Origin of the sequence: Chryseobacterium rhizosphaerae, from assembly GCF_003385455.1 — a bacterium.
Taxonomy (GTDB): Bacteria; Bacteroidota; Bacteroidia; order Flavobacteriales; family Weeksellaceae; genus Chryseobacterium; species Chryseobacterium rhizosphaerae.
The window spans coordinates 43,504-70,449 of the sequence record NZ_QNUF01000022.1; the positions used below are offsets into that span (position 1 = coordinate 43,504).

At 37.4% G+C, this 26,946-nt stretch carries 17 protein-coding genes; 10 read left to right on the forward strand and 7 right to left on the reverse strand.

The window, feature by feature from the left end; genetic code table 11:
* Positions 1-105: 105 nt before the first annotated feature.
* The 3 genes from DRF57_RS16940 to DRF57_RS16950 form a co-directional block, all read right to left on the reverse strand.
* Positions 106-738: a peroxiredoxin gene (locus DRF57_RS16940; RefSeq protein ID WP_115919770.1), complete on the reverse strand. Its 633-nt coding sequence runs from the start codon at positions 736-738 to the stop codon at positions 106-108.
* A gap of 146 nt (positions 739-884) precedes the next feature.
* Positions 885-3,824, reverse strand: a complete 2,940-nt coding sequence (locus DRF57_RS16945; protein WP_115919772.1) for a M16 family metallopeptidase — start codon at positions 3,822-3,824, stop codon at positions 885-887.
* 22 nt (positions 3,825-3,846) lie between these two features.
* Positions 3,847-5,040 (reverse strand): pyridoxal phosphate-dependent aminotransferase, encoded by a 1,194-nt coding sequence (locus DRF57_RS16950; RefSeq protein WP_047495500.1) that lies wholly within the window; start codon positions 5,038-5,040, stop codon positions 3,847-3,849.
* Positions 5,041-5,356: 316 nt separating this feature from the next.
* Here DRF57_RS16950 and rsmG point away from each other — a divergent pair, with 316 nt between their 5' ends.
* The 5 genes from rsmG (at position 5,357) to DRF57_RS16975 (ending at position 12,200) form a co-directional block, all read left to right on the forward strand.
* On the forward strand, positions 5,357-5,992 hold the full coding sequence (gene rsmG, locus DRF57_RS16955) for a 16S rRNA (guanine(527)-N(7))-methyltransferase RsmG (RefSeq protein WP_047495497.1): 636 nt from the start codon (positions 5,357-5,359) through the stop codon (positions 5,990-5,992).
* A 62-nt stretch (positions 5,993-6,054) separates the two neighbouring features.
* Positions 6,055-6,459, forward strand: coding sequence for a hypothetical protein (locus DRF57_RS16960; protein ID WP_047495495.1), 405 nt, complete (start codon positions 6,055-6,057; stop codon positions 6,457-6,459).
* 2 nt (positions 6,460-6,461) lie between these two features.
* Positions 6,462-6,998, forward strand: coding sequence for a DUF922 domain-containing protein (locus tag DRF57_RS16965; RefSeq protein ID WP_047495493.1), 537 nt, complete (start codon positions 6,462-6,464; stop codon positions 6,996-6,998).
* Positions 6,995-9,682: a PD-(D/E)XK nuclease family protein gene (locus tag DRF57_RS16970; RefSeq protein ID WP_115919774.1), complete on the forward strand. Its 2,688-nt coding sequence runs from the start codon at positions 6,995-6,997 to the stop codon at positions 9,680-9,682. Before DRF57_RS16965 ends, DRF57_RS16970 begins: the two co-directional genes overlap by 4 nt.
* A gap of 151 nt (positions 9,683-9,833) precedes the next feature.
* Positions 9,834-12,200 (forward strand): patatin-like phospholipase family protein, encoded by a 2,367-nt coding sequence (locus tag DRF57_RS16975; RefSeq protein WP_115919776.1) that lies wholly within the window; start codon positions 9,834-9,836, stop codon positions 12,198-12,200.
* 133 nt (positions 12,201-12,333) lie between these two features.
* On the opposite strand, the gene DRF57_RS16980 is transcribed toward DRF57_RS16975, so the two are convergent.
* The 4 genes from DRF57_RS16980 to DRF57_RS16995 form a co-directional block, all read right to left on the reverse strand.
* Positions 12,334-14,280 carry a T9SS type A sorting domain-containing protein gene (locus DRF57_RS16980; protein ID WP_115919778.1) on the reverse strand — a complete coding sequence of 649 codons (1,947 nt, stop codon included), beginning with the start codon at positions 14,278-14,280 and terminating at the stop codon, positions 12,334-12,336.
* A gap of 160 nt (positions 14,281-14,440) precedes the next feature.
* On the reverse strand, positions 14,441-15,619 hold the full coding sequence (locus DRF57_RS16985) for an acyl-CoA dehydrogenase family protein (protein WP_047495482.1): 1,179 nt from the start codon (positions 15,617-15,619) through the stop codon (positions 14,441-14,443).
* 130 nt (positions 15,620-15,749) lie between these two features.
* Positions 15,750-16,538, reverse strand: a complete 789-nt coding sequence (locus DRF57_RS16990; protein WP_052188786.1) for an NUDIX hydrolase — start codon at positions 16,536-16,538, stop codon at positions 15,750-15,752.
* A gap of 23 nt (positions 16,539-16,561) precedes the next feature.
* The gene (locus DRF57_RS16995) at positions 16,562-17,749 is read right to left on the reverse strand and encodes an MFS transporter (protein WP_081989214.1); all 1,188 of its coding nucleotides are present in this window, start codon (positions 17,747-17,749) and stop codon (positions 16,562-16,564) included.
* Positions 17,750-17,926: 177 nt separating this feature from the next.
* Between DRF57_RS16995 and DRF57_RS17000 the strand changes: the two genes are divergently transcribed.
* The 5 genes from DRF57_RS17000 to DRF57_RS17020 are packed head-to-tail and all read left to right on the forward strand — an operon-like array spanning position 17,927 to position 26,931.
* Positions 17,927-20,842: a SusC/RagA family TonB-linked outer membrane protein gene (locus tag DRF57_RS17000; protein ID WP_115919780.1), complete on the forward strand. Its 2,916-nt coding sequence runs from the start codon at positions 17,927-17,929 to the stop codon at positions 20,840-20,842.
* 10 nt (positions 20,843-20,852) lie between these two features.
* On the forward strand, positions 20,853-22,382 hold the full coding sequence (locus DRF57_RS17005; protein ID WP_115919782.1) for a RagB/SusD family nutrient uptake outer membrane protein: 1,530 nt from the start codon (positions 20,853-20,855) through the stop codon (positions 22,380-22,382).
* Between the two features lie 2 nt (positions 22,383-22,384).
* Complete coding sequence (locus DRF57_RS17010; protein ID WP_115919784.1) at positions 22,385-23,809, forward strand: glycoside hydrolase family 30 protein; 1,425 nt, start codon at positions 22,385-22,387, stop codon at positions 23,807-23,809.
* 9 nt (positions 23,810-23,818) lie between these two features.
* Entirely contained in the window at positions 23,819-26,041 is a 2,223-nt protein-coding gene (gene bglX, locus DRF57_RS17015) for a beta-glucosidase BglX (RefSeq protein ID WP_115919786.1), read from the forward strand.
* Positions 26,042-26,091: 50 nt separating this feature from the next.
* Positions 26,092-26,931 carry a glycoside hydrolase family 16 protein gene (locus tag DRF57_RS17020; RefSeq protein WP_228405975.1) on the forward strand — a complete coding sequence of 280 codons (840 nt, stop codon included), beginning with the start codon at positions 26,092-26,094 and terminating at the stop codon, positions 26,929-26,931.
* Positions 26,932-26,946: the final 15 nt, after the last annotated feature.

Below are 26,946 nucleotides of genomic sequence, written 5' to 3' on the forward strand. Positions count from 1 at the left end.
ATTGAAAATTTGTTATTTGAAAATGCGTTAATAAGTATAATAAAGAAAATGAGATAATTCTTAAATAATTTTCAAATTATCTCATTTTCAAATTAACACATTATATTAGTTCTTAGCTAAGTATTCTGCTGTAGAAGTTCTGTCTGCTTTCATTGCATCTTTACCTTCTTCCCAGTTTGCAGGACATACTTCACCGTGTTTTTGAACGTGAGTATAAGCATCGATTAATCTTAAGAATTCTTTTACGTTTCTACCTAGAGGCATATCGTTTACCGCTTCGTGGAAAATTTTTCCAGTTTCGTCGATAAGGTAAGTTGCTCTGTATGTTACGTTAGAACCTATGAAAACCTCTTCTCCTTCTTCGTTATATTCGAAATCCTGATCTACAATTCCTAACGTGTTTGCTAATTGTCTGTGAGTATCAGCTAAAAGTGGGTAAGTAACCCCTTCGATACCTCCGTTATCTTTTGGAGTGTTTAACCAAGCGAAGTGTACTTCGTTAGTATCACAAGATGCTCCGATTACTTTAGTGTTTCTTTTTTCGAACTCACCTAAAGCTTCCTGGAAAGCGTGAAGTTCTGTAGGGCAAACGAAAGTGAAATCTTTCGGGTACCAGAATAAAAGAACTTTTTGTTGGTTGTTTACTGCTTCATCAAGGATGTTGATTCTAAGATCGTCACCCATTTCTGACATTGCGTCGATTGTTAAATTCGGGAATTTTTTTCCTACTAAAGACATAATTTTCTGTTTTTATATTTAATTTCTAATGCAAAGATATAAAAGTTTTATCTATCGAACAAGTTGTTTTCGATAAATAAAATCTATAATTGTTTTTGATTCATTCCTAAATAAAAAAGCCCTGAAACCAGGACTTTTTGTATATTTTAATATCCGAATATTTCAGTTAAATTAAGTTTTTTTACCTCTCCTAATTTCTGCATAGCAGCTTCATTTACTTTATCTTGAGAAGCTACCAGACAGTAGGTGTAGGTTTTGTTTTTCATTTCCTTATCATGAAAGGTATTGATATCTGTGAAAGACAGTTTGGGAGCCTGTTCGTAGACATTTTTTCTCATATCAAAGTTGTTTCCAAGCTTTTGGGATTTTAAATAAGAAAAAATGATACCATCCTGTGTAATTCTTTCTGATGCAATAGATTTTTTCAATCCGCTTTTGGCAGTTTCAAACAATTGCTCGGATTTTGGCAGTGTAGTCAGCAACTCATTCATTGCCGTAGTAGACTCATTGAATTTATCAGCCTGAGTTCCTACATAAGCCATAATCATATCTTTATCAGTTTTCTTACCCGGAAGTGCAAAATAAGAATAAGTAGAGTAGGCTAATGCTTTAGATTCTCTGATGGTCTGGAATACAATGGAACCCATTCCGCCTCCAAAATAAGTATTGAATAAACTTACAGTCGGGGTAATGGTAGGGTTGTACTGATCGGAGTTTCTTATCCAGAAAACCTCGGCCTGAACCATGTCATAATGGGCAAACAATACCTTGTTTCTATCCGTAGGTATCTGAACAAAAGTTTTACTTTTAGGCAACTCTTTCAGTGTTGCCGGAAGTTTGTGAACGGGAGTCAGGGATGCTACGACTTCATTTCCTGATTTTGGTCCGTAATACAGTACTTTATGCTTAAAATTGAATAAATCATGAAGTACATTGATCAGATCTTCTGCTTTCAAGGCATCAAGTTCTGCATCCGTTAAAACGTTATTAAAAGGATTTTGTGCCCCATACTGTGCATAACTTCTAAGCCCATTCATGATGGTTGCTTTATTCTGTTTGGCATTAGCCCTGGCTTTCTTAAGTCTTACTTTATAGGCATCTAAAGCTTCCTGGTCTGCCTGACTGTTTTTGATCAGGTCTTCAAATAAAGCAATGGTTTGGTCAAAGTTTTCATTTAAACCTTCCAGAGATACGGAAGTTTCCTCGTTTCCGGCACTTACCTCAAAACTTGAAGCAAGCTTATAAAACTCTTTACTGATGGCTTCAGAAGATTTATTTTTCGTTCCTAAATACTGAAGATATTCTGCTGCCAACGGAAGTATCTTGTTGTTCCATTTTCCGGAATCAAAATGATAATACATTCTGAACAGGGCGTTATCTGTGTTTTTTACAGAAAGAACATCTATAGCTCCCAGTTTATTTTTGGCGATATCTTTATCATAATTCAACCATATCGGAGAGATCGCATTTTCCGGCATCTCATCAATCTTCTTAAGGAAAGGAGACTGATCTTCTCTGTTTACTGAAACCGGAGTAATAGTGGGTTTGTCAACTTTTACAATACTTTTATCTTCTCCTTTTTTCTTGTAAACAGCTACATAATTATTGTTTTGAAGATACTTTGAAGTGAAATCCATAATATCCTTTTTAGTCAGATGGGAGATTTCATCCACATATTCCAATGAAGCTTTATGATCTACATCAGAGGTGAATTCATCCATCAGGATCCCTGCTCGGGAAGAATATTTTTCATCCTTCTGGATGATGTTTTTCTTTTCATTGTTTACTATAGACTGAATTAAGTCATCAGAGAATTCTCCTTTTCTTAACTTGTCTATTTCCTGAAGCAATAAGTTTTTGACTTCGTCCAGAGACTGTCCTTCAGTGGGCTTTCCCTGTATCAATAGAACAGAATAATCTTTTAAAGCATAAGGAAAAGCATCTGCGCCCAGTAATTTTTGTTTTTTGACCAAATTAAGATCAATTAATCCTGCCTGGCCATTGGTAAGCATATTTCCTACAAGGTTCAGCAATCTGGCATCTTTGGTAGAAGCTCCCGGAAATCTGAAGCCAAGCATTACGCTTTCAGGATTGGGTCCTACAACTTCTTTGACAACAGGAGCTGTAATAGGCTTTTCCTGTCCGATTTTATATTCAGGAACTGTTTTGGTTTTCATGTAGGAGAAGGCTTTGTCTATTTTTGCAATGACTTCATCCGGATTAAAGTCTCCCGACATGATGATTCCCATATTGTTGGGAACATAATAATTATTGTAATAATCTCTGATGGCCTGAAGAGATGGGTTTTTTAAATGTTCAATAGTTCCTATTGTTGTCTGCTTTCCATAATTGTTATTAGGGAAAAGGTTGGCAAACATGGTATCAAAAACTTTGTCTCCATCATCATCAAGTGATCTGTTTTTCTCTTCGTAAACTGCTTCAAGTTCTGTATGGAAAAGTCTCAATACCGGCTGTCTGAATCTTTCAGACTGTACAGCCAGAAATTTATCAATAACATTCGCCGGGATATCTTCTGTGTATACGGTCTGTTCAAAAGAAGTAAAGGCATTAGTTCCATCAGCGCCCATACCAGCCAGCATTTTGTCGTATTCATTGGCTATGGCATATTTTGCTGCTTCTCCGGAAACCCTGTCTATTTCTTTATAGATTTCTTTTCTTTTAGCTTCGTCTTTTGTGGTATTGTATTTCTCGTAAAGAGCATCAATCTGATCCAAAAGAGGTTTTTCTTTAGCCCAGTCCTTAGAGCCAAACTGATCCGTTCCTTTGAAAAGCATATGTTCCAGATAGTGTGCCAGTCCGGTATGGTCTGCAGGATCGGTTTTGCTTCCTGCTTTCGTGGCAATATAAGTCTGAATTCTCGGATCCTTATGGGTAGGACTCAGAATGACCGTTAAGCCGTTTTTCAGCGTGTAATATCTGGCTGAAGTAGGGTCATTGGTAACATACCTGTAAGAGTAGCCGTTTGATTTTGCTTCTTTCCATTGGAAATCCTGCCCATAAGCATAGCCTGTGAAACTTGCGGCAGCAATACTTGTGGCAATTGTCAGTTTTTTGAACAGATTCATTTGATATATTGGAATTGGGTTATTAATTGAAAGGAGCCAGTAAATTCTTGATTCGTTTCATTGCCTCTCTAAGTTCTTCTTCAGAAGCGGCATATGAAAAACGGATACATTCAGGGCTTCCGAAAGAAAGTCCACCTACACATCCTACATGGGCATTTTCTAAAAGGAACATGGCAAAATCATCTGAATTATTAATTTCCGTTCCGTTTAGTGTTTTTCCTATATAATGAGAGATATCCGGGAAGAAATAGAAAGCTGCTTTAGGAAGCAATACTTTGAATCCTGGAATTTCCTTGATGAGATCAAACATAAGATCTCTTCTCTGCTTGAAAGCATCGATCATGTATTTGTATTCGGAAGGATCTGCCTTTAATGCAGTAATAGAAGCTCTTTGAGCCACGGTATTTGCTCCGCTGGTCATTTGACCCTGAACTTTTTCACAAGCTTTTGCCAGCCATTCAGGACATGCAGAATATCCTATTCTCCAACCTGTCATTGCAAATGCTTTAGACATTCCGTTGATAACAGCAGTTTGTTCATATATTTCCGGAAACTGGGCAATAGAAGTAGTTTTTGTCTCGTAATTAATGAATTCATAGATTTCATCTGAGATAACAGTGATTTGAGGGTGTTTTGCGATCACTTTTGCTAACGATTTCAATTCGTCATATGTATAATATCCTCCGGAAGGATTACATGGCGAGCTGAAAAGTACAGCTTTCGTTTTTTCTGTGATGGCCTCTTCCAGCTGTTCTGCTGTAATTTTAAAGTCTGTTACATAAGAAGTAGGAAGCATGACAGAGTTTCCGCCCATCATTTTTACCATCTCATCATAGCTTACCCAATAAGGGGCAGGAAGCAGTACTTCATCTCCGTCATTGATAATAGCTGCCAAAACATTAATGATAGCCTGTTTGGCACCATTGGAGACACAAATCTGAGTGGGTTTATATTCTAAATGGTTATCCCTTTTTAATTTATAAGCAATTGCTTCCCGTAATTCCAGAAATCCGGGAACAGGAGAGTAGTGACTGTAATTCTCATTAATGGCATCAAAAGCAGCCTGTTTTATATTGTCCGGAACATCGAAATCCGGCTCGCCAAGAGTTAAGCTAATTACATCAATTCCGCTTGCCTTCATTTCTCTGGCTTTGTTAGACATTACAAAAGTCTGTGAGTATCCTAGTCTTTTTACTCTATCTGAAAGTTTATCCATGTTTTTTTTCAATTTTAACAAATATATAATAAAAAGGTCTTGTCGGGAAATAAAAACAGCCCTAGTTTAAAGATTTTTATCAGGTTTTGAAGTGTCGTAAAATATTTTGAACTGATGTTTTTCCTGAGTGTAATTGAAGATTTAAAATGAATCTGTAAAATAAGAAGGATTTCAGTGCCATTTTTTATAATTGAAAAACCTAAAGAAGCAGATGTGTTGTACAATGTGGTGCTGCCGTTTTATTTTTTGATATAGATGCTGCTAAAGTTTGAATAAAAATAATAAAATCTTATTTTTGCAGATTATAATAATTCACATGTCTACAACGTTACTATTAAAATATTTCCCGGATCTTACAGAAACCCAGCTAAAACAGTTTGCTCAATTGGAGGAACTTTATAATGAGTGGAATGAAAAGATCAATGTAATTTCCAGAAAAGATATGGAATCGCTGTATGAAAAGCATATCCTGCATTCTTTGGGAATTGCTAAAGTGATGGAATTTGCACCGGGAACAAGAGTATTGGATATTGGAACCGGAGGAGGTTTTCCGGGAATTCCTTTAGCCATTATGTTTCCGGAGACAGAGTTTACCTTAATAGATTCCATCGGAAAGAAAATCAGTGTCGTTAATGCGGTGGCAGAAGGTGTTGGTTTGAAAAATGTAAAGGCTATCCATGGAAGAGCGGAAAAGCTGAAAGAAAAATTCCATTTTGTAGTCAGCAGAGCGGTAACCCAGATGCCTGAATTTTTAAGATGGCTGAAAGGAAAATTTGAAAAAGAACAGTTGAATGCCAAGCATAACGGAATTTTATATTTAAAAGGCGGTGACCTTGCAGAGGAGCTTGCCGGGATTAAATCTGAGATCTATAATCTTAAAAACTATTTTGATGAAGAATTTTTTGATACAAAAAAAGTAGTTTATGTATCAAAAGGTAATTTTAATTCCTAAATTTGTATGATTGGGAAGTAAACTTTGCTAAATATTTATTGATAATCAGAAAATTGAAGGTTATGAAAACGTTTTTAAACATTGGATTTTCGACATTATTATTGGGATTAGTAGTAGTCTCATGTAATGATGATGATTACCAGACTATTGAATCTATTGCTAAGATCAAAATAGACAGTGTAAAGGTTATGAAAGACACCATGAGTGTATTTAGCATACAGAGTATAAAAACGTATTCTACTTATCCTTCTCATTGTGATGGTTTTTACGGATATGATTATATTTATGAAGATGATCTTGAAAGAACGGTGACTACTTATAAATATATGACAAGTGGTCCTTGCCAGCAGAGCAGCTATGTAGGAACAAATCAGATTAAGTTTAGCCCGCAGCAGAAAGGAACCTATACTTTTAGATTCTGGAATGGCGGAAAAAACTGGATTACAAAAACAATTGTAGCGGAATAAGCATGAAACTGATTGTTTTATCCCTCTTTTTAGCTGTACACCTTGTATTTGGACAAAAGATAATCTGGAAGGAAGATCAAAAACTTGACTGGAATAATTTTAAAAGTACAGCGAACAGAAAAAATAATCCGGATGTAGCCGCCTATACGCATTGTGGCTGGGAATATTCAGTCATCAAATCTACCAATCCTAAATCTCCTGTTAAAATAGAGATCAAAACAATTTTCAATGAAGATAAATCATGGAAGGATGTGAAAAAGATTAATGATTATATCTTAGTCCATGAGCAAAAACATTTTGATATTGCAGAGTTATTTGTAAGAAAAATGCGAAAAATGATTGCCGAAAAAATCAATACTTCGGCTGATTATGATAAATGGTTTGCTTCAATTTATAAAGACATATCCAACGATTATAAAAACTTTCAGATCTCCTATGACAAAGATACCAGTCATGGGATGAATAAAGAAAAGCAGGCAGAATATAATACTGCCATTGCTGAAGAATTAGAACATTTAAAAAGCTATAAAGCCCCTTGAAATTCCTCAATAAGATCATTCACGAACTGCTGGCACAAAACCAGGACCTTTCTGCGTTTAATATCATTCTGCCCGGAAAGCGTCCCATTGTATTTATCAGACAGATCTTAGAGGAGAGCAACTACTCAGGATTTCTTCCCAATTTCTTTACCGTGGAAGAGCTGATTAATACCATTGCAGATAAACAGCCTATCCAGGGAATACCTCTCTGGCTTTTTTCATTTGATGTTTACAGAAGTCTGAATCTTATTCCGAATGATGATTTTTCAGAATTTTTAAAATGGTTTCCTACTTTACAGAAAGACTGGGATGATGTTTTGAAATTTTCGGATAGTGATCAGGCCGTATTAGAATATATGTTTGATGAGGAGAGGATTAAAGAATGGGCTCAGAATCTTGGAGAAGATGATGATGTACCCAGAAAGAAATTCCTGAATTTCTGGCAGAATATGAATATATTTCTTCCGGCGTTAAAGGAAAGGCTTAAAGAAAGAAATTGGGCAACCTCAGGGATGATTCATGAAACGGCTAAAGCTGAAATTGTCTCCTTCGCTAAAAATACTTCAGAACACTTTGTGTTTTGTGGCTTTAATGCTTTCACACCGGTGGAAGAAAAACTCGTAAGGAGCCTGTTGCAATGGAATAAAGCCCAGTGTTTCTTTCAGGCTGACCGCTATTATTTTGATGATGAAAGACAGGAAGCCGGAAAATTTCTCAGAAACCATAAAACATGGAAGGAGTTTGATGACAACCGTGCTTTTCAGTGGATTGAAGATGATTTTAACCAGCCTAAAAATATCAAAGTATACGAAGTTTCAGGAAATGTTACGCAGACGAAAGTATTACCGGAAATATTCAAGGAAATTAATAATAAAACCTATTCCAATACAGCTGTAGTATTGCTTGATGAAAACCTTCTTCCGGCGAGTCTCGATGTGATGCACGGGATAGAGACTTTAAATATTACCATGGGTTTTCCATTGAAAAACCTGTCTTTTTCCAATGCTGTAAAACGCCTTTTCTATCTTCAGAAACAATTGGAGAAAAATAAATCTTCTTATTATTACCGGGATGTTTTTCCTATTTTGGAAGAACTGCCAAAATCTGCTGAAGATGAGCAGATCATCAATGATTTTAAAGCGAAAATAGAAGAAAGGAATATTGTTTATATTTCCAGAAAACTCCTGCAGGAGCTTTTAAGCGGACTTTCTTATTTCGGACTGCTTCAAAAGGCAGAGAATACCTATGCATACCTGGATATCCTTATTACATTTTGTCAGCAGGTAAAATGGCTGGAAATAGATGATATTCAATATGAAAATGTTTCTCACTTTGAAAATGCCTTCCGTATTATCAAAAACCAGCTGACTCCCTATAATATCAGTATTAAAATGGATACGCTGGAGATCCTGATCAATCAGTATATCAATTCTGAAAGTATTGATTTTCAGGGTGAGCCTCTAAGAGGACTACAGATTATGGGACTGCTGGAGACCCGTCTCCTGAATTTTGAGAATGTCATTATGCTTTCCGTTAATGAAGGAAAACTTCCTCTTGGAAACTCACAGAATACGTATATTCCTTTTGATATCAGGAAGTTTTTTGATCTTCATACTTTCCTGGAAAATGACAGTATTTATGCCTATCACTTTTACCGCCTGATTCAGGATTCTACCAATGTACATTTGTTGTACAATGCGTTGAGTTCCGGAGTGAATACCGGTGAAAAAAGCAGATTTATTACGCAGATAGAAATGGAGAGTTCCCATACTATTGAACACCTGATTATTGAAAATTCTTCAGAACCTATTCTAACCAAACCTATAGAAATTCCTAAGACAGAAATTGTTCAGGAGAGGCTTCAGAACTGGAAGAAAAAAGTATCGGCTTCCCACCTTACAAGCTACCTTTATAATCCTATCGATTTTTATTTATCAAAGATTTTAAATACTTCAGAAACAGATGAAATTGAAGAAGAATTATCTGTGAAAAATTATGGAAATCTTGTGCATTATTCACTTCAGGAAATATATGAAGAGATAAAGGGTAAGGTGTTAAAAGAAAGTGATTTAGAAAATTCAATTAAAGCGATTGATAAATATATAGATATTGCGATTGAAAAGCTTAAACATCAGCCGGAATTCTATGAAAAGGGAATGAACTATATTCACAAAGCCATTGCGAAAAAAGTGATTGAAAATATTCTGGGACATGATCTTGAGCTGGTAAAACAAGGGAATAAACTGGAGATCATCGATATAGAAAGGAGGTTTGAAAATATTGATTTTTATCTTGATGGAAATGATAAAATTTCCTTCCTGGGGTTCATTGACCGGATAGATAAACTGAATGGAACTTTAAGAATCATCGATTACAAAACGGCCAAGATTAAAAATCTCATTGTCAAGATTGATGGTGAGAATGTAGAGGGTTATTTTCATAACAGTGAAAGAAAACAGGCTTTACAGCTTTGTATTTATCATTATGTGGTGCAGCATTTACCGGAGTTCTGGGGTTTCCCGATAGAAACCGGAATCTGGAGCTTTTCTGAAGCTAAAAAAGGGGTCATTTCCTTACAGTTTGAAAAAGGAAATATTGATGATGCTATGAAATCTGTTAAGAGTCTTATTCTTGAAATTCTCAATCCGGATATTCCTTTTGTGGAAAGTATAAAGGCTTATTAAGAGTCCTTTTTCTTTTTATTGTTAACCCGATTTTTTTTGATAAAATTATTCTTTAGTACGCGAGTGTAGATCAAGGAAAATGCTTTTTGTTGTATATTTAGGGCTCGGTTAAACTCGTATATAGTTGAGCCTGAAAAAATAAAAATTCCGCATGAAGAAGAATCTGATATTTTTAAGCACATTTCTTTTCTTAACTGCCAGGTCCCAGCAAAAAAATGACTCTCTGAATATTGCATTACAACACATCACCAAGGATACTAAATTTGGTTTGGCCCTTAGTGGTGGTGGGGCTAAAGGATTTGCTCATATCGGGATTCTTAAAATGGTAGATTCATTGGGAATTAAAGTGGATTATATCACCGGAACCAGTATGGGAGGGATTTTAGGAGGTTTGTATGCAATGGGATATAATGCTGATCAGCTAAAGTCTACCGTTCATAAAGTTGACTGGAACAGAATTCTCAGCAATAAAATTCCTTATCGTAAAGTGAATATCAGTGAAAAGGATGAATATGATAAGTACATCCTTGAGTTTCCGGTTGTGAAAGGTTTTCCCACGTTACCCAGTTCCTATATTGAAGGACAATATATGGGTGAGGTTCTTAATACACTTACATTCAATGCAAAGCATATCAATGATTTCAGCCAATTGCGGATTCCTGTACAGCTTACTTCTTCAGATATCGAAAATGGAGGGTTGATCATGCAGAAAAAAGGCTCCCTGCCATTGGCTATCCGTGCTACGTTGGCTATCCCGGCAGCTTTTGCTCCGGTGTATATCGATGGGAAGCTTTTGGTGGATGGCGGTCTGGACAGGAATTATCCTGCGAATGAAGTTCGCGAGATGGGCGCCGATTTTGTGATTGGAGGGTATACGGGATTCAGGCTCTTTACCAAAAAGGAGATTGAGAATCCTATGAAAATGATCTATCAGACTCATGCAATCAGGTCTGTGGAAGATTTCAAGCATCAGAAAGCATTATCCAATATCCTGGTAGATTTTGTGGATCCTTTGGGAGAGATTACCACAAAAGATTTTGCCAAATTCAGAAGGATTATTAAAATTGGTGAAATTGAAGCTAAAAAACATCTTTCTGAGTTTGTAGCTTTGGCAGAGGCTCAGCGAAAAGCAGGCATCAAGTATGAGCATACGTTGATTGAAGAAGTAAAACTTCCTACTACAAAGTTTACATTTAACGACGAAGATGGAACGCCACTTACAGATGCCACAGAAATTGAGGTTATTAAAAACCAAATGAACCTGGAAGAAGGGAATTATTATGATGTGAAAACAGTTAATGAAGCAATAGACAGGGTATTTGGGATGCGGCAATATGTGAAGGTTTATTACACTTATACCAATGAAGGTGATGGCCTTGTAATGAATGTTTTTGTAAAAAAGGCCAAAAAAGGAGCTTTCAAACTGGCCCTTCACTATGACAATGAACAATCGGTAGGGATTATTGTCAATTATACCTATAGAAATATCCTGATGAACAGATCTAGATTTTTGGCAACGGTAGATGTTTCAGAACGTTTTAAGGCGAGATTGGCTTATCAGCAGTTTCTAGGTAAGAAGGACCGCTGGTGGTTTGATGCCGAAGCGAAGATTGTTCACCTTAAAAGTAATGACTTAACCTTCAGATTGCTTAATGTATCTGATGAAGATGCCAATGCAAAATTCCCCAATCATATGTATAGAAATATCACCGGGAAAATAGCGTTGAACTATAATGTGTCTCCCAATGCTTTTCTTTCTTTAGGAACGGAATTCAATCTGGAGAGAATGTATACGTTGCTGGATAAAGTAGATCAGACAAAAACGGATAATTATAACAAAAAGCTGTACAATCACAGCAATTTCAATACTTTTTTGAAGTTTGAGCAGAATAACCTTAATAAGAGATATTATTTTACCAGAGGAAATCATCTCCAGGTAAGTGCACGTTTGTATTATGGAGACAGCTATAAGTTATATGATTTAAGCAGTGTACAGCCCACGCTGTATGCGATACTGAATCCTGAAGCTGAATATTATTTTAAACCTAAGAACTTTGTTTCATTTACTTTGAATGAAAATTTTGCTTATCCTATTACGAGAAGACTGGCGCTGAAAGCCAATTTTTTTCTTGGAGCAAGCCTGGGTTCTGTAAGAGAAAAACAGATTCCTTATCTTTTTCTTAATGAAAAATACAATTTGGGAGGTAGTGAATATAACACTGAGCTGATGAATCCTGAGTTTAATGGACTACGGCAGAAAGAATTACCTACTAACTCTGTAGTTAAAGGGGGACTGTCACTGCAATACAGAGTGATGAAGAAGTTTTATATTGCCCCTTCTTTTACTTATGGGAAGATCAGTGATGAGCTTTCTCCTTTTAATAACAGTTTTGATATGTTCGGGTACGCTTTGAACCTGGGATATGAATCTCTTATAGGTCCCATTAATATTAATATTTCCCGAAATAACCAGCTCGATTTTTCAAGGATTTATTTCAGTATTGGATTTAAATTTTAATAAAAAAAGACCTTATATGAACGAAGTTCTTCTTACTTTTTGAAAGGGTAATCATAAAAAATGCACTTCATCCATCGTAAAATGAAGTGCATAAAATTAACTTGAAATGAATATGAAAATGGATTAAAGTGTGTTATAATTTTACTTTTTTGTGAATACTTTTCCCATTGGATAGAGTGAGCTGAACCACATACATTCCCGGATCTAAACTCCTCGATTCAAACTGTGGTTTATTAACTTCCTGTTGGAGAATTAATGCACCGGAAATAGAGTATATGCTGATGGTTTTAATATCATTCTGGGCTCTAGCCATAATCTGGCGGTTTTGCGTAAATAATTCGGTAGTGCTTTCGGATGGACGTTCTCCAACTGCTTTACTGAACTGCAGATTATAAAACGGAGTAACCACTTCAAAGGTATAATTTTGATGATCCAGATTTTGAAGGCTGATTCCGCCATCTTCACGGTATTGTTCCTTAGAAATTGTTTTGATCAGATTCTTCTTATCATCAAAAACATTGATAGAGGAAAGCTCGTCCTGATCAACTTTTAATTGTAGAAGGCCATTGTTTTCCGATTGTACAATCTCATTCTCTGCAATTACGGCAGGCGTATTTTTGACAAACGGAATCATTTTATTCTCATTGTTTTCTGATACTTTCAACAAATAGACTCCATCTTTTAAGGTGGTCAGGCTTTTTTCTGAAGCAGACCTGCCTGCTGCTTTTTCCTGATTGAAATCTGTGATTTCAACCAATTGTTTGTTTCCAAGATCCGGTTTTATCTGGGAGGAATACAATGGAGCGGCTTCGGGTGAAGAATTTCCTGCCTGTTTTGAAGTCAGGAATGCCCATTCATTTAGAAGTCCGCCACTTCTAAGCGTATTAAATTTTACATTGGAAGCCAGAGTGAATGGAATTATTCCTCCCACATGCCCCAAAGGTCCCCAATATATAGCATCCAGTTTATATTTGTTCAGATCCCACCACGGATAATAGCCTCTCTGTACATCAATGGTTTTTGAAGTGTTTTCCGGTGGAATAGCCAGGTCTACTGTAGAGTGCCCCAATGTCATGGGTGTTTTATTGTACCAGTCATAGACGTCTTTTGGTTTTAGACATTGTCTGAATCTGTGATTTGGATTGTTTGTAACTTCATTGACAAATGTATTGGTGAAAAGCTTTCTCCATATGACAGGCCCCCAAAGCAAACCTCCGTTATCCTGAACCACATGATAATTATATCTGTCCAGATATTCGGCTGAGATTACTTCCGAAATATCATTAGTATATGTTTTATATCCAGCGTTATTACAACTGTGAAGAACATTGGCCAAAAATGAGCTAAACGGATAGATATCTTTGTCTAAAACCCCTTTTTGTAAAGTGGTTCCGGACATATCATACGGCCCGTCGCCCATAAAAGCATATTTAAATTTTATATTTCCCGGATTGGAAATACTTAAGCTTTTTAATGTCGACATAGCCGCGTGGGCTCCCTGAGAATAACCCGTCAGAAAATATTCATCATAACGTTTGAGGCCAAGCTGAGCAAGGACCTTGTTTGCTGCGGTGATGAAATCTATGGTGGCTCCTGCTTCCGTAGGATAATCTACGTAAGGGTGTACACCGTCTCCACTTCCCATTCCTACATAATCAGGTGCCATTAGGATATATCCGTTGAGAACATAGGAGAGCTCCACAACGAATCCTGCCGTTAAAGCCCCTTTAAAATTAGAAGGTACATTATTTCTACTGTCTGTAGTCCCGTGCTCAGATACAACGGTTGAAAGCTTGAAATTGACATTAGGATACATAAGAAGCCCTGTTGCTTTTACAAGGACATCTTTTTCGTTTTTGGTATAATAGGTTATTTTATATCCTTTTACTCCTACATTGAAACCATTGAGATAACTGACAAAGTCCGGAGCATTCTGTTCACCAAGATTATTGGCAATAAAATTAGCAACTCCCTGTGGAGTAAGATCCAGTTTTTTTTCTGCGCTTATGAGATCTCCTCTTTGCTGAGAAAAATAAAACGGAGCGGTAATGCCCAATAAAAAAGTTGTAATTTTTTTCATATTGATGTATTTATAATGGGATTAAGGTAATATTTTTAAGGAATTGATTAAAAAATTACGACATCAATAACTATTCAATGAATATAAATTCTCTTGAAAGTGAGTAATACAAAGAGCCTGACCAACTGGCCAGGCTCTTTTATTCTATTTTGTCTTTTATTTAAAAAGCGTTGATTCCCGTAATATCTAAACCGGTGATTAACAAATGAACGTCGTGAGTTCCTTCATAGGTAATTACAGATTCCAGATTGGCAGCGTGTCTCATCATTGGGAATTCACCCATGATTCCCATACCTCCAAGGATTTGTCTTGATTCTCTTGCGATATCAATAGCCATTTTCACATTGTTACGTTTAGCCATAGAGATCTGCGCAGGAGTCGCTTTATGTTCGTTTTTAAGATTTCCTAACTGAAGGCATAATAACTGTGCTTTTGTAATCTCAGTTAAGAATTCAGCCAATTTCTTCTGTTGAAGCTGGTAAGATCCGATAGGTTTACCAAACTGTTTTCTTTCTTTAGAATACTGAACCGCCGTACAGTGACAGTCGATAGCAGCACCAATTACACCCCATGAAATTCCATATCTTGCAGAATTAAGGCAAGATAGAGGTCCTTTTAATCCTGTTACTCCCGGAAGTAAATTTTCTTTCGGAACTTTTACATCATTAAATACCAGTTCTCCTGTTTTTGAAGCTCTTAAACTCCATTTATTATGAGTCTCAGGAGTTGTGAAGCCTTCCATTCCTCTTTCAACGATTAATCCCTGTATTTTTCCTTCCTCATTTTTTGCCCATACTACGGCGATATCGCATAGAGGAGAATTGGTGATCCACATTTTAGCACCATTTAAAAGATAGTGGTCACCCATATCTTTAAAATAGGTCTCCATAGAACTTGGATCAGAACCATGATTAGGCTCAGTAAGTCCAAAAGATCCTATCATTTCTCCGGCAGCAAGCTTTGGAAGATATTTCATTTTTTGTTCTTCAGAACCGAATTCGTTTATAGGAAACATCACCAAAGAACTCTGTACTGAAGCAGCAGAACGTACTGCTGAATCTCCTCTTTCCAATTCCTGCATGATAAGACCATAAGAAATCTGATCTAATCCGGAACCGCCATACTCAACCGGGATATAAGGACCTAAAGCACCAATTTTTCCCAATTCTCTCATAAGGCCGGGAAGATCGGTGTGATTTTGAGCTGCCTGGTCAATCTGCGGCATTACATAACTTTCAACCCAGTCTCTTACAGATTGGCGGATCAGTTTATGTTCTTCAGTAAGTAAAGCATCAATTCCATAGTAATCAGGAATGCTTGTAAGAGGATAATATGACATGATTTTTTTGATTTTGTTAAAAATAGCATTTTTCGGGTGGTTAAAAAAATTTTTTTAAAAACTTAGATTAATGCTGATTTTCAGTAATATAGTGTTATTTTTTTGATTTTTATAAAAGAATGTTCCTTTTTTATTCCTCCTCATCATTAGATATAGGATACTGATTGGTAGAATTGTGGACTTCATTTTTGAATTTATACAGGTATGGAGCCTTATTAGCAGAGCCATCATAAAGTTTCTCCAGCCTGTCAAGGATATTTAAGCTTAAAATCTTCCGCTGAAAATTATTTCTTCGGAATTTCTGACCTAAAATTGTTTCATAGAGGGCCTGAAGGTCTTTCATGGTAAACTTTTCAGGAAGGAGATTACTGGCAGCTACTTCTGTATTGATGTTCATACGGAGATATTCCAAACCGGTTTCTATAATCCTGTCGTGATCGAAAGCCATTTTCGGTAATTTACTGACTTCAAACCATTCACAACTCTCATTGAATGCATCCGGAAAGGTATTGGCTACTGAGAAATCAATAAGACTGCAGTATCCCACTGTAATAAACCTCTGGAAAATCCAGTGGTCCTTTGGGACTTCAATTCCTTTGTTCTGAAGAAGGATCTGATGGACATTATTTTCTGTACGGTCAATTCTTCCAAAAGTATGAAACTGCTTTAAGAACAATCCTTTTAAGTGTGTTCTTTCAAACAGGACTCTTTCGGCAGCTTCCCGAAGATCTTCATCATTGAATACAAAACCACCGGGTAGTGACCACAAATCTAGATCATGATATTTCAGAAGCAATACTTTCAGAATATTATTATGGAATCCGAATATGGTGCAGTCTACAGATATATGAGCTACAAAATCTTTTGTATCAATAAGTTCCCGAAGGGTTTCTTTATTTTTTGTGTCTTTGATTTTCATGGGAGTAAAAATAAAATTATTTTCTATATTTTCTTTTTAGATACTTTAAAATAAAACAAACTAATCATAAAAAGCACAATTACAGAGCATAATATGTATAAAGGATAGAAATGTAAGAGTTGTTTTCCAAAAAGGACAGCCATGATGATAGAGCTTACAGAGCTGCCTAAAGAAGAGAATATGACGATGAGTGAAGTAAAAAGATTTACTTTCTCTTTATCGGTCTGGGCAATCATTTTCGAATTAATAACAGGGTAGAGGGGTGATAAGAACAACCCGATAACCGGAAACAAAAACAGCAGCAGGCTTGAATTTTCCGAACCAAAATACTGTATGCCGACAATGGCTATAAGAATGGCAAGGATTAAAAATATACATGAAATATAATAACCGGGTAATGAAAACCTTCTGATAATATTGGCGGTTACAGTTCTTCCGGCGTAAGAGAAAAGTGCCAGGAAAGAGGTAGCCTGAAGGGCAAAAAATGAATTAACCTTTAGGTGGTTTTTATAGAATGACGGAAGCCATGAATTGAATCCCTGTTCCACAAATACGATAAAGAAGACTACTCCCAGAAAGAGCAGTACCTGTGGGGTGGCAAATCCCGATAATTCGGAGATCATCCCTTTATTTTCCTGTTGCTTGGCCTCTGAAATATCAGCTTTTGCAAATAAAATAATGGTGATGATGCAGACCAGTGCTATAAGTAAGAACCCAAATTTCCAGAATTGAGAATAGGAGCTTGAAATCAGCCAGCCGAAACCTGTATTGACTACAAATATTCCAATCATAAAGGAAGCTTCCACATTATTCATGGTTTTAGCCAGCGATTTTTCATCTGAGATATTATTCCGGATAATTCCAAAAACACAAATTTTACCGATAGCAAAACATGCCCCAATGATGGCAAACCATAATTTATAAAACCAAAATACTTCAATAAACGGGAGAAGGCAGGAACATATTCCTACAATACTCAAAGCCATAATTAATGCTTTTTTCGTTCCTGTTTTATTAATGAAACCTACGGCAAACAGAGAAATGAATGCGATAGGTAAATCCTTGAATGATTCCAGAAGTCCCAGTTCACTGTAGGTAATTTTAGCCTCAGAAAGCTGAAGAATAATAAGCCCCATGCAATTCAATACCATCGAAAAAATAAGAAAAGTCAATTTTAACGGAAGAGAAATATTGGAAAGCTTGACGGTCATTTTGGGGATTAATTTTATTAGGTTTTTATTACTTTTTATGAAATATTAGTGCGAAGATAACGCTTCTAACCCTTAAAAATAAACGAAAAATTAAAATATTTATTAATGTAATGTTAATTAATTGAAAAAAAATATATTTTTATTGTCTCAATTTGAGAATTAAAATAATAACTGTATATGAATGTAAGAATATCAAGAAGCTTAGGGTTGGTTGCCGTCCTCTATTTTACGGCCAACTTCAGTGCCCAGACTAAGGTGAAGGACACGCTTTCTAAAGAAAACAAAATAGACGAGATCGTAATGATCGGTTACGGTAGTCAGAAAAAAAGTAATGTAACCGGAGCTATATCCAGTGTAAGGGCCAAGGATATTGAAGATATTCCTTCTGGTAAGCCGGAACAGGTTCTTCAGGGAAGGGCAGCCGGAGTTTCTGTAGTTACCAATTCCGGGCAGCCGGGATCTGCAGCGACAGTAAGAGTTCGTGGTGTAACCAGCTTTGGAGCCGGAAGTAATGATCCTTTATGGGTAGTGGACGGTATTGTGGTAGATAATATTGCATGGCTTAACCAGTCGGATATAGAGAATATAGAAATTCTGAAAGACGGTGCATCCTCTGCTATCTATGGTGTTTCCGCAGCGAAAGGAGTTATCCTGGTAACGACTAAGAAGGGAAGGAAGGGTAAGATGAACTTAAGCTATAATGGTTTTTATGGTGTAGGATCAGCTGCCAAGAAACTTGATCTTCTGAACGCCAGCCAGTATGGAACAATTATCAACGAAGCCCTGACCAATGCAGGAAAAGACCCAAGGTTCACCAACCCTCAATCTTTTGGTGCCGGAACAGACTGGCAGGATGTCGCTTTTAATACAGCTGAAAGAATGTCTCATGAGTTCAGTATCAGTGGTGGAAATGATAAATCAACTTTTTATTCTTCATTTGGCTATTACGAGCAGGACGGAATTGTCCTGAGAGATATTTCCAATTATAAAAGAATGAATGTTAGGTTAAATTCCACGCATAAAGTTTTCGATTTTCTTACCATTGGGCAGACCTTATCGTATACCCACCAAAAGACCAAAGGTATTAATGCCAATGATGAGTATGGAGGTCCTTTAAGCTCTGTGATCAACCTTGATCCTATAACACCTGTAGTGGTGACAGACCCTGCTTTACTGAATACGAGCCCGTATAACAACTCCGGACTTTCTCCTTACCTGATCAGGGATGCTTTCGGAAATCCATACGGAGTATCTACTATTGTGGAAAATGAAATGACCAATCCACTGGCATTCAGACAGACGCAGCTGGGAAAATACAACTGGTCAGATGATTTTGTAGCCAATGTGTTTGCGGAACTGAAGTTTCTGGATCATTTTACATTCAAAACGACATTAAACGGTAAACTTTCCTATTGGGGCAAAGAGCAGTTTACCCCTAAATACTATCTGAATACCAACTCCAGAAATACTGTTTTCAACAGCTTTTTGAGAGAGAGTAACAGAAAGCTGGAATGGAATACTGAAAATACATTGACCTATCAGAATAAATGGGGAGCGCATAACTTAAGTGTATTGATAGGCCAGGGGGCTTACTACTATAATATTGGCTCAGGAAACAATACGACTTATATTAATCTTCCGATTAATAGCTGGGAAGATGCATCTTTCAACTTTGATGTTCCTCAGGAGAACCGTTCTACCGTTGCCAATGATGGGGTTCAGACGCATAAAGCATCATATTTCGCAAGGGTGATCTATGATTACGAAGACAAATACCTTTTTACGGGAACAATCCGTAGAGATGGTTCTTCTAAATTTGCAAAAGGGCAGCACTGGGGAAATTTCCCGGCATTTTCATTGGGATGGAACGTTTCTAATGAGAACTTCTGGCCTGAAAATAAAATTGTAAACACGTTAAAATTTAGAGGAGGCTACGGTGTTTTAGGAAATGATGCCATCGAGAACTTCAGATTTGCCAATTTCCTTAAATCAGGAAGCAACTATACCTATGGTGACAATAATATTGTCATCGGATACGCTCCAACAACTTTGGAAAACCCGAATCTTCGATGGGAAGAAACCTCACAGCTGAATATTGCTGCAGATCTGAAACTATTGCAGGATTTCACTTTAACGGTAGACTGGTTTAAAAAGAAGACAACAGATATCCTTCGCCAGGTAGATATTCCCGGGTATGTGGGAGCTCCCGAAAGACCGTGGAGAAATGTTGGAGATATGGATAATACCGGAGTAGAGATCGCTTTAGGATATAAAAAGAACTGGAATGACTTTGGAATTTCTGTTAATGGGAATTTCTCCTATTTAAAGAATGAGGTAACCAGACTTGAGGATGATAAAATTTATGAAAATTTTGCTACATTCCAGTCTATGGGACCTGTGACAAGATTCCAGGTAGGATCACCATATGGTGCTTTTTTTGGGTATAAAAATGCGGGTATTTTCCAGACGCAGGCAGAAATTGACGCCTATAGAAATGCCAATGGCGACCTGATTCAGCCTGGTGCTAAACCTGGTGATTTTAGAAGAACGGATGTGAATGGTGATGGTAAAATCAGTGATGAAGATTACGAATATTTAGGAAGTTCCGTACCCAAATTTACATATGGGCTTACTGTGAATCTTAACTATAAAAATGTAGACCTGATGATATTTGCTCAGGGACAAGGTGGAAATAAAATTTTCCAGGGATTAAGAAGACTTGACCTATTCTACAGCAATTACCAGACTACAATTCTGGACAGATGGACAGGCCCGGGTACTTCGAATACTGTGGCAAGACTGGATGCTAACGACGATAATAAAAACTATACGAAAATGTCCGATTATTATCTTCAGGATGGAGGGTTTATGAGGATTAAGCTGGTACAGCTGGGATATACCTTACCGGGAGATGTTTCCAAACGCTTCGGGGCCAATAAGATCAGATTTTACGTAACAGGGGAAAACCTGTTTACATTTACAAAGTACACAGGATATGATCCTGAAATTGCAGTAAATGATTCTTACGGTATCGATAGAGCTTACTATCCGCAAGCCAGAACATTCTTATTTGGAGCTAACATTCAATTCTAAAAAAAACAACATGAAAAACAGATTCTATAAAACAATATTATTAGTCGTTCTTACATCAGGGATCGGATTCAGTTCCGTTTCATGTGGTGATGAATTCATCGAAGATGTACAGAATAAAGGAGCTTTTGACTCCAATAACTATTTCCAGAATGAAGAGCAGTCTTTCAGTGCTTTGGTATCGGTATATGATCTTCTCAGAAAATATTCCGGAGGTTTTGAAAATACAGTAACTTTCTTTAATGCAGGTTCTGATGATTTCTATTCAGGAGGAGGAAGCCCTACAGACGGCGCCGGTATACAAAGTTTTTCTAACTTTTCCATTGATCAGATATCGGTTCCTAAAACCTACTGGAATGATTTTTACCAGGGAATTGCCAGAGCCAATCTTTTGATTCAGCGTATTCCTGATGCTAAAATGAATGACCAGACCAGAAACAGGTTCATTGCTGAAGCTAAAACACTAAGAGCACTGTATTATTTTGAACTTCTGAAGATGTTCGGAAATATTCCTTTGATTCTAAAACCTATTACGGCTACAGACGATTATTATAATATTCCTCAGGCAGACCCTCAGGCTGTTTACAGCCAGATTGAATCTGATATTGAGGCTTCCATTAATGATCTTCCGTTAGCTATAGCTCCTACCAACAAAGCTGAGGTGGGAAGGATCAGTCAGGGAACAGCACGGGCTATTCTGGGTAAGATATATCTGTATAACAATAAAAAAGCTCAGGCTGCAGCTCAATTTGCAGAGGTAAACGGAACGCCGGGGCAGGCCAGTCAATATGGTTATAAATTAGTAGCCAACTACGACGACCTGTGGAAGGCTGGAAATAAATTTACCTCAGAATCTATTCTTGAAGTTATGCACACTAATAAAGGAAATTCCGACTGGCCTTTCTGGGGACAGGGAAAAGATGAGGGGAATTCTATATGCATCATGATCGGGCCAAGAGGATATGACAGGCTGAAGACTTCAGCACCGGATATTGTTTCCGGCTGGGCTTTTAATACTGCCACTGAAGATCTTTACAATTTCATGGCCAGCGATCCAAGGGTAAAATCTACTATATTGAATGCAAAACAGCTGGCTGCTAATGGGGAGATTAAATATTCTCCGGCTCACAACGATACCGGATATTTTCTGAATAAATATCTCCCTTCAAGAGACGAAGTATCTAACCTTCCGGGAGCTCCGGAGCTTAATTACAGCAGAAATTACATCGTAATAAGACTTGCAGATACTTATCTTATGGAAGCAGAAGCACTCAATGGTTCAGGAGCAAGAGCCCAGGCGTTACTGGATGCTGTAAGAGCCAGAGTTGGGTTGTCGTCAGTTCCGGTTTCCCTGCAGGCAGTAAAAGATGAACGAAGAAGAGAACTGGCTGGGGAAGGACACCGCTGGTTTGATCTTGTAAGATGGGGAGATGCGCCGTCCAAATTGGCATCAAGAGGTTTCAAGGCTAACAGGAATGAGCTTTTACCTATTCCTTATAACGAACTTCTTAATACACTGATCAAGCAAAACCCAGGCTATTAAACATGAAGTTTCACAACTTATATAGTTTCTTTAGAGGTACCGCACTACTTTGTGGTGTGGTACTTTTTCCTTTATCCTGCACATCGGTTGCTGAGGTTAAAGGCGATGAGGTCCAGTATTGGCTGACAAAAGGCGATGAAAGCGTAAAATTACAACTTCAGACTCCTTTCAAATTTGGAAATGGTTCCAATAATGATCAAAATATTGAAATTGATGGTTCTCAAAAGTTTCAATATGTTGATGGATTTGGATATACATTGACAGGGGGAAGTGTGGAAGTGATCAACCGGTTATCACCTTCAAAAAGAAAAGCTCTACTCAATGAGGTTTTTGGAAACGATAAAAATTCGATTTCTGTAAGCTATTTAAGGTTAAGTATAGGAGCTTCGGATCTTGATGGTGAGGTATTTTCTTATGATGACCTTCCGGAAGGGCATACGGATGCCAGTCTTTCAAAATTCAGTCTGGCAAAGGATAAAGCTCTGATTGCTATGTTAAAAGAAATCTTAGCTATTAATCCTAAAATTAAGATCATTGCAGCGCCGTGGTCTGCCCCGGTGTGGATGAAGGATAATGGAAAATCAAAAGGAGGGAGTTTACAACCTGAATTCTATGGTGTTTATGCCCGGTATTTTGTAAAGTATATTCAGGAAATGAAGAAAGAGGGGATTCATATTGATGCGGTTACGCCTCAGAACGAACCTCTGCATCCGGGAAATAATCCCAGTTTATATATGCCATCTGAGCAGCAAAGAGACTTTATCAAAAATCATTTAGGTCCGGAATTTAAAACAAATCAAATCCATACTAAAATTGTAGTCTATGACCATAATTGTAATAAACCCGAGTATGCCATTGACATTCTGAAAGATCCTGATGCGTATCGATATATTGACGGGTCTGCTTTTCATTTATATGAAGGTGAAATCTCTGCTTTAAGTACTGTGCACGATGCTTTCCCTGATAAAAATCTGTATTTTACGGAGCAGTGGACCGGTGAAAAGGGAACTTTTAATGAAGACCTGAATTGGCATACAAAAAATGTGATCATCGGTTCTATGAGAAACTGGAGTAAAATAGCTCTGGAATGGAACCTGGCAAATGATCCTCAGTATAAGCCCCATACAGATGGCGGATGTACAGAATGTAAGGGAGCAATTACCGTATCTGACAGTGAAAATTTCACAAGAAATGTTTCCTACTATATTATTGCACACGCTTCGAAATTTGTTCCTGCAGGTTCTCAGCGTATCGCTTCCACACAGACCGATAAACTTTCCACAGTAGCTTTTAAGACTCAATTTGGGAAAATAGTTTTAATTGTTCAGAACGATAATCAAGCAGATGAAAATTTTAATATTAAATTTGCCGGGAAAACCGCTGCTGCAACAATTTCAGGACGTTCTACAGCAACCTTTATTTTTTAATTTGATATCATGAAAAGAGTTTATTTCTTACTGGCATTTTCCACATTGGGAATGAGCACTTACGGACAGAAAACAATTGATCAGAAAGTAGCAGAGCTGCTGGCTAAAATGACCCTTGAAGAAAAAGTAGGACAGATGGTTCAGTATAGTGGTTTCGAATATGCTACAGGACCTCAGCAGTCTAATTCTGCAGCTGTTTTAGAGGAAATTAAAAAAGGTAAAGTCGGTTCCATGCTGAATGTAGCAGGATCGGAAGAAACCCGGGCATTTCAGAAACTGGCAATGCAGTCGAGACTGAAAATTCCTTTGCTATTCGGGCAGGACGTTATCCATGGATACCGTACTACTTTTCCTGTGAATCTGGGACAGGCGGCAAGCTGGGATCTGGGAATGATAGAAAAATCAGAAAGAATTGCAGCTACGGAAGCGGCTGCTTATGGTATTCACTGGACGTTTGCGCCAATGGTGGATATCGCCAGAGATCCGAGATGGGGAAGGGTAATGGAAGGTTCTGGTGAAGATACTTACCTGGGAACAAAAATAGGATTAGCAAGGATTAAAGGATTTCAGGGCAGAGGGTTGGGAAGTCTTGATGCCGTAATGGCCTGTGCAAAACATTTTGCAGCATACGGAGCGGCTGTAGGTGGGAGAGATTATAATTCTGTAGATATGAGTCTCAGACAGCTGAATGAAACCTATCTTCCACCATTCAAAGCTGCTGCAGAAGCGGGAGTAGCTACTTTTATGAATTCCTTTAATGACATTAACGGAATTCCGGCTACAGCCAACCAATATATACAGAGAGACCTTTTAAAGGGAAAATGGAATTATAAAGGTTTTGTAGTTTCAGATTGGGGAAGCATTGGGGAAATGATTCCTCACGGCTATGCCAGAGATGCTAACGAAGCCGCAGAAAAAGCTATACAGGGAGGAAGTGATATGGATATGGAAAGCCGTGTATACATGGCACAACTTCCCAAACTGGTTAAAGAAGGAAAAGTAGATGCTAAACTGGTAGATGATGCGACAGGGAGAATTTTAACCAGAAAATTTGAAATGGGGCTTTTCGATGATCCTTACCGATTCAGCAATGAAAAAAGGCAGAAAGAACAAACCGACAATCGGGAGAATAGAAAATTCGGAAGAGAATTTGGTTCCAAAAGTATTGTTCTTCTTAAAAATCAGGGGAATATTCTTCCGCTTTCAAAAACGGTAAAAACGGTTGCTTTGATTGGTCCTTTTGCTAAAGAAACTGTAGCCAATCACGGATTTTGGTCTATTGCTTTCAAAGATGATAACCAAAGAATCGTTTCACAATTTGATGGAATTAAAAATCAACTCGATAAAAACTCCACTTTAATGTATGCAAAGGGCTGCAATGTGGATGATCAGGATAAAAGTCAGTTTTCGGAAGCAGTAGAGACTGCAAAAAAAGCTGATGTTGTCATTATGACATTGGGGGAAGGCCATGCGATGAGCGGCGAAGCAAAAAGCAGAAGCAATATCGGGTTTACAGGCGTTCAGGAAGATTTATTGAAAGAAATTGCCAAAACGGGAAAACCTATTATTTTGATGGTTAATGCCGGAAGGCCTCTGATTTTCAACTGGGCATCAGACAATATTCCTGCGATTATGTACACATGGTGGCTCGGAACAGAAGCAGGAAACTCTATTGCAGATGTTCTGTTTGGTACCGTAAATCCTGGAGGAAAACTTCCGATGAGCTTTCCGAGAACAGAAGGGCAGATCCCTGTATACTATAATCATTTTAATACGGGAAGACCTGCGAAAAATAATACAGACAGAAACTATGTTTCCGCCTATATAGACCTTGATAATGATCCGAAATATCCGTTTGGATATGGCCTGAGCTATACAGATTTTAAATACTCTGATATGATTTTAAGCTCAGTAAACCTTACCGGAAATCAGACACTGAACATCAGTGTTACCGTTTCCAATACAGGGAAATATGACGGTGAAGAAGTGGTACAGCTTTATATCAGGGATCTTTTCGGAAAAGTAGTGAGACCTGTGAAGGAACTGAAAGGCTTTCAGAAAATATTCATCAAAAAGGGAGAAAGCAAAAAAGTAGATTTTAAGCTGACACCTGAAGAACTGAAATTTTTTGATGAAGACCTGAACTTTGACTGGGAAAGTGGGGAATTTGATATAATGATCGGAACCCATTCTCAAAATGTTCAGACAAAAAGAATTAATTGGGTGAAATAAGCCCAATTCGATAAGAACGGGTTTTAGCCCGCTTAGTAAAATGTCAGAAAATGGCTTTAGCCGAAACAAACCTAATCCATATGAACCTCAAAGCTAAAAGTATCATCAAAATATGTACAGTAGGAGCTTTCTTCCTTTCTGTTGTCAATTGTGCTTCAAACATACCGGATTCTGGCAGAACCCTTATATGGAATGATGAATTTAATGGTAAAGGACTTCCGGATTCATTAAAATGGAATTATGATACCGGAGGGGGTGGTTTTGGAAATGAGGAAGCTCAGTTTTATACTAAAAACCGGCTTGAGAATGTCAGAATGGAAAAAGGAAATCTCATCATTGAAGCTAAAAAAGAAAATTGGGAAAACAATAAATATACTTCTGCAAGACTTTTAACCAAAGGAAAATTTGCTTTTCAGTATGGAACAATAGAAGTCAGAGCAAAACTTCCCAAGGGCCGCGGAACATGGCCGGCAATCTGGATGATGAGCGAAAATATGAAAAAATGGCCGGATGATGGTGAACTGGATATCATGGAGCACGTGGGTTTTAATCAGGGGTATGTACATGCTTCTGTTCACACTAAAAAATACAACCATATTCAGGGAACACAGAAAACAGATACCCTGTTTGTAAAGGATGTAAGTGAAACGTTCCATGTCTATAAAGCAGACTGGACACCGGAAAAAATAGACGTTTATATAGATGAACGCAAATTTTTCACCTACGAAAATAAAGAAAAAAATTATGGAGCATGGCCGTTTGACCAGCCTTACTTCATTATTTTAAATCTAGCAGTAGGAGGAATGTGGGGTGGAAAAGAGGGGATTGATGATCTTGTTTTTCCACAGAAGTATTACATAGACTATGTAAGAGTCTATCAAAATAAATAGCGAAAATGAGGACGA

Excerpts from the sequence above, each read along its gene's own strand:
- DRF57_RS16940 (WP_115919770.1), bottom strand. The coding sequence starts at position 738 with ATGTCTTTAGTAGGAAAAAAATTCCCGAATTTAACAATCGACGCAATG.
- DRF57_RS16945 (WP_115919772.1), bottom strand. The coding sequence starts at position 3,824 with ATGAATCTGTTCAAAAAACTGACAATTGCCACAAGTATTGCTGCCGCA.
- DRF57_RS16950 (WP_047495500.1), bottom strand. The coding sequence starts at position 5,040 with ATGGATAAACTTTCAGATAGAGTAAAAAGACTAGGATACTCACAGACT.
- rsmG (WP_047495497.1), top strand. The coding sequence starts at position 5,357 with ATGTCTACAACGTTACTATTAAAATATTTCCCGGATCTTACAGAAACC.
- DRF57_RS16960 (WP_047495495.1), top strand. The coding sequence starts at position 6,055 with ATGAAAACGTTTTTAAACATTGGATTTTCGACATTATTATTGGGATTA.
- DRF57_RS16965 (WP_047495493.1), top strand. The coding sequence starts at position 6,462 with ATGAAACTGATTGTTTTATCCCTCTTTTTAGCTGTACACCTTGTATTT.
- DRF57_RS16975 (WP_115919776.1), top strand. The coding sequence starts at position 9,834 with ATGAAGAAGAATCTGATATTTTTAAGCACATTTCTTTTCTTAACTGCC.
- DRF57_RS16980 (WP_115919778.1), bottom strand. The coding sequence starts at position 14,280 with ATGAAAAAAATTACAACTTTTTTATTGGGCATTACCGCTCCGTTTTAT.
- DRF57_RS16985 (WP_047495482.1), bottom strand. The coding sequence starts at position 15,619 with ATGTCATATTATCCTCTTACAAGCATTCCTGATTACTATGGAATTGAT.
- DRF57_RS16990 (WP_052188786.1), bottom strand. The coding sequence starts at position 16,538 with ATGAAAATCAAAGACACAAAAAATAAAGAAACCCTTCGGGAACTTATT.
- DRF57_RS16995 (WP_081989214.1), bottom strand. The coding sequence starts at position 17,749 with ATGACCGTCAAGCTTTCCAATATTTCTCTTCCGTTAAAATTGACTTTT.
- DRF57_RS17000 (WP_115919780.1), top strand. The coding sequence starts at position 17,927 with ATGAATGTAAGAATATCAAGAAGCTTAGGGTTGGTTGCCGTCCTCTAT.
- DRF57_RS17005 (WP_115919782.1), top strand. The coding sequence starts at position 20,853 with ATGAAAAACAGATTCTATAAAACAATATTATTAGTCGTTCTTACATCA.
- DRF57_RS17010 (WP_115919784.1), top strand. The coding sequence starts at position 22,385 with ATGAAGTTTCACAACTTATATAGTTTCTTTAGAGGTACCGCACTACTT.
- bglX (WP_115919786.1), top strand. The coding sequence starts at position 23,819 with ATGAAAAGAGTTTATTTCTTACTGGCATTTTCCACATTGGGAATGAGC.
- DRF57_RS17020 (WP_228405975.1), top strand. The coding sequence starts at position 26,092 with ATGGCTTTAGCCGAAACAAACCTAATCCATATGAACCTCAAAGCTAAA.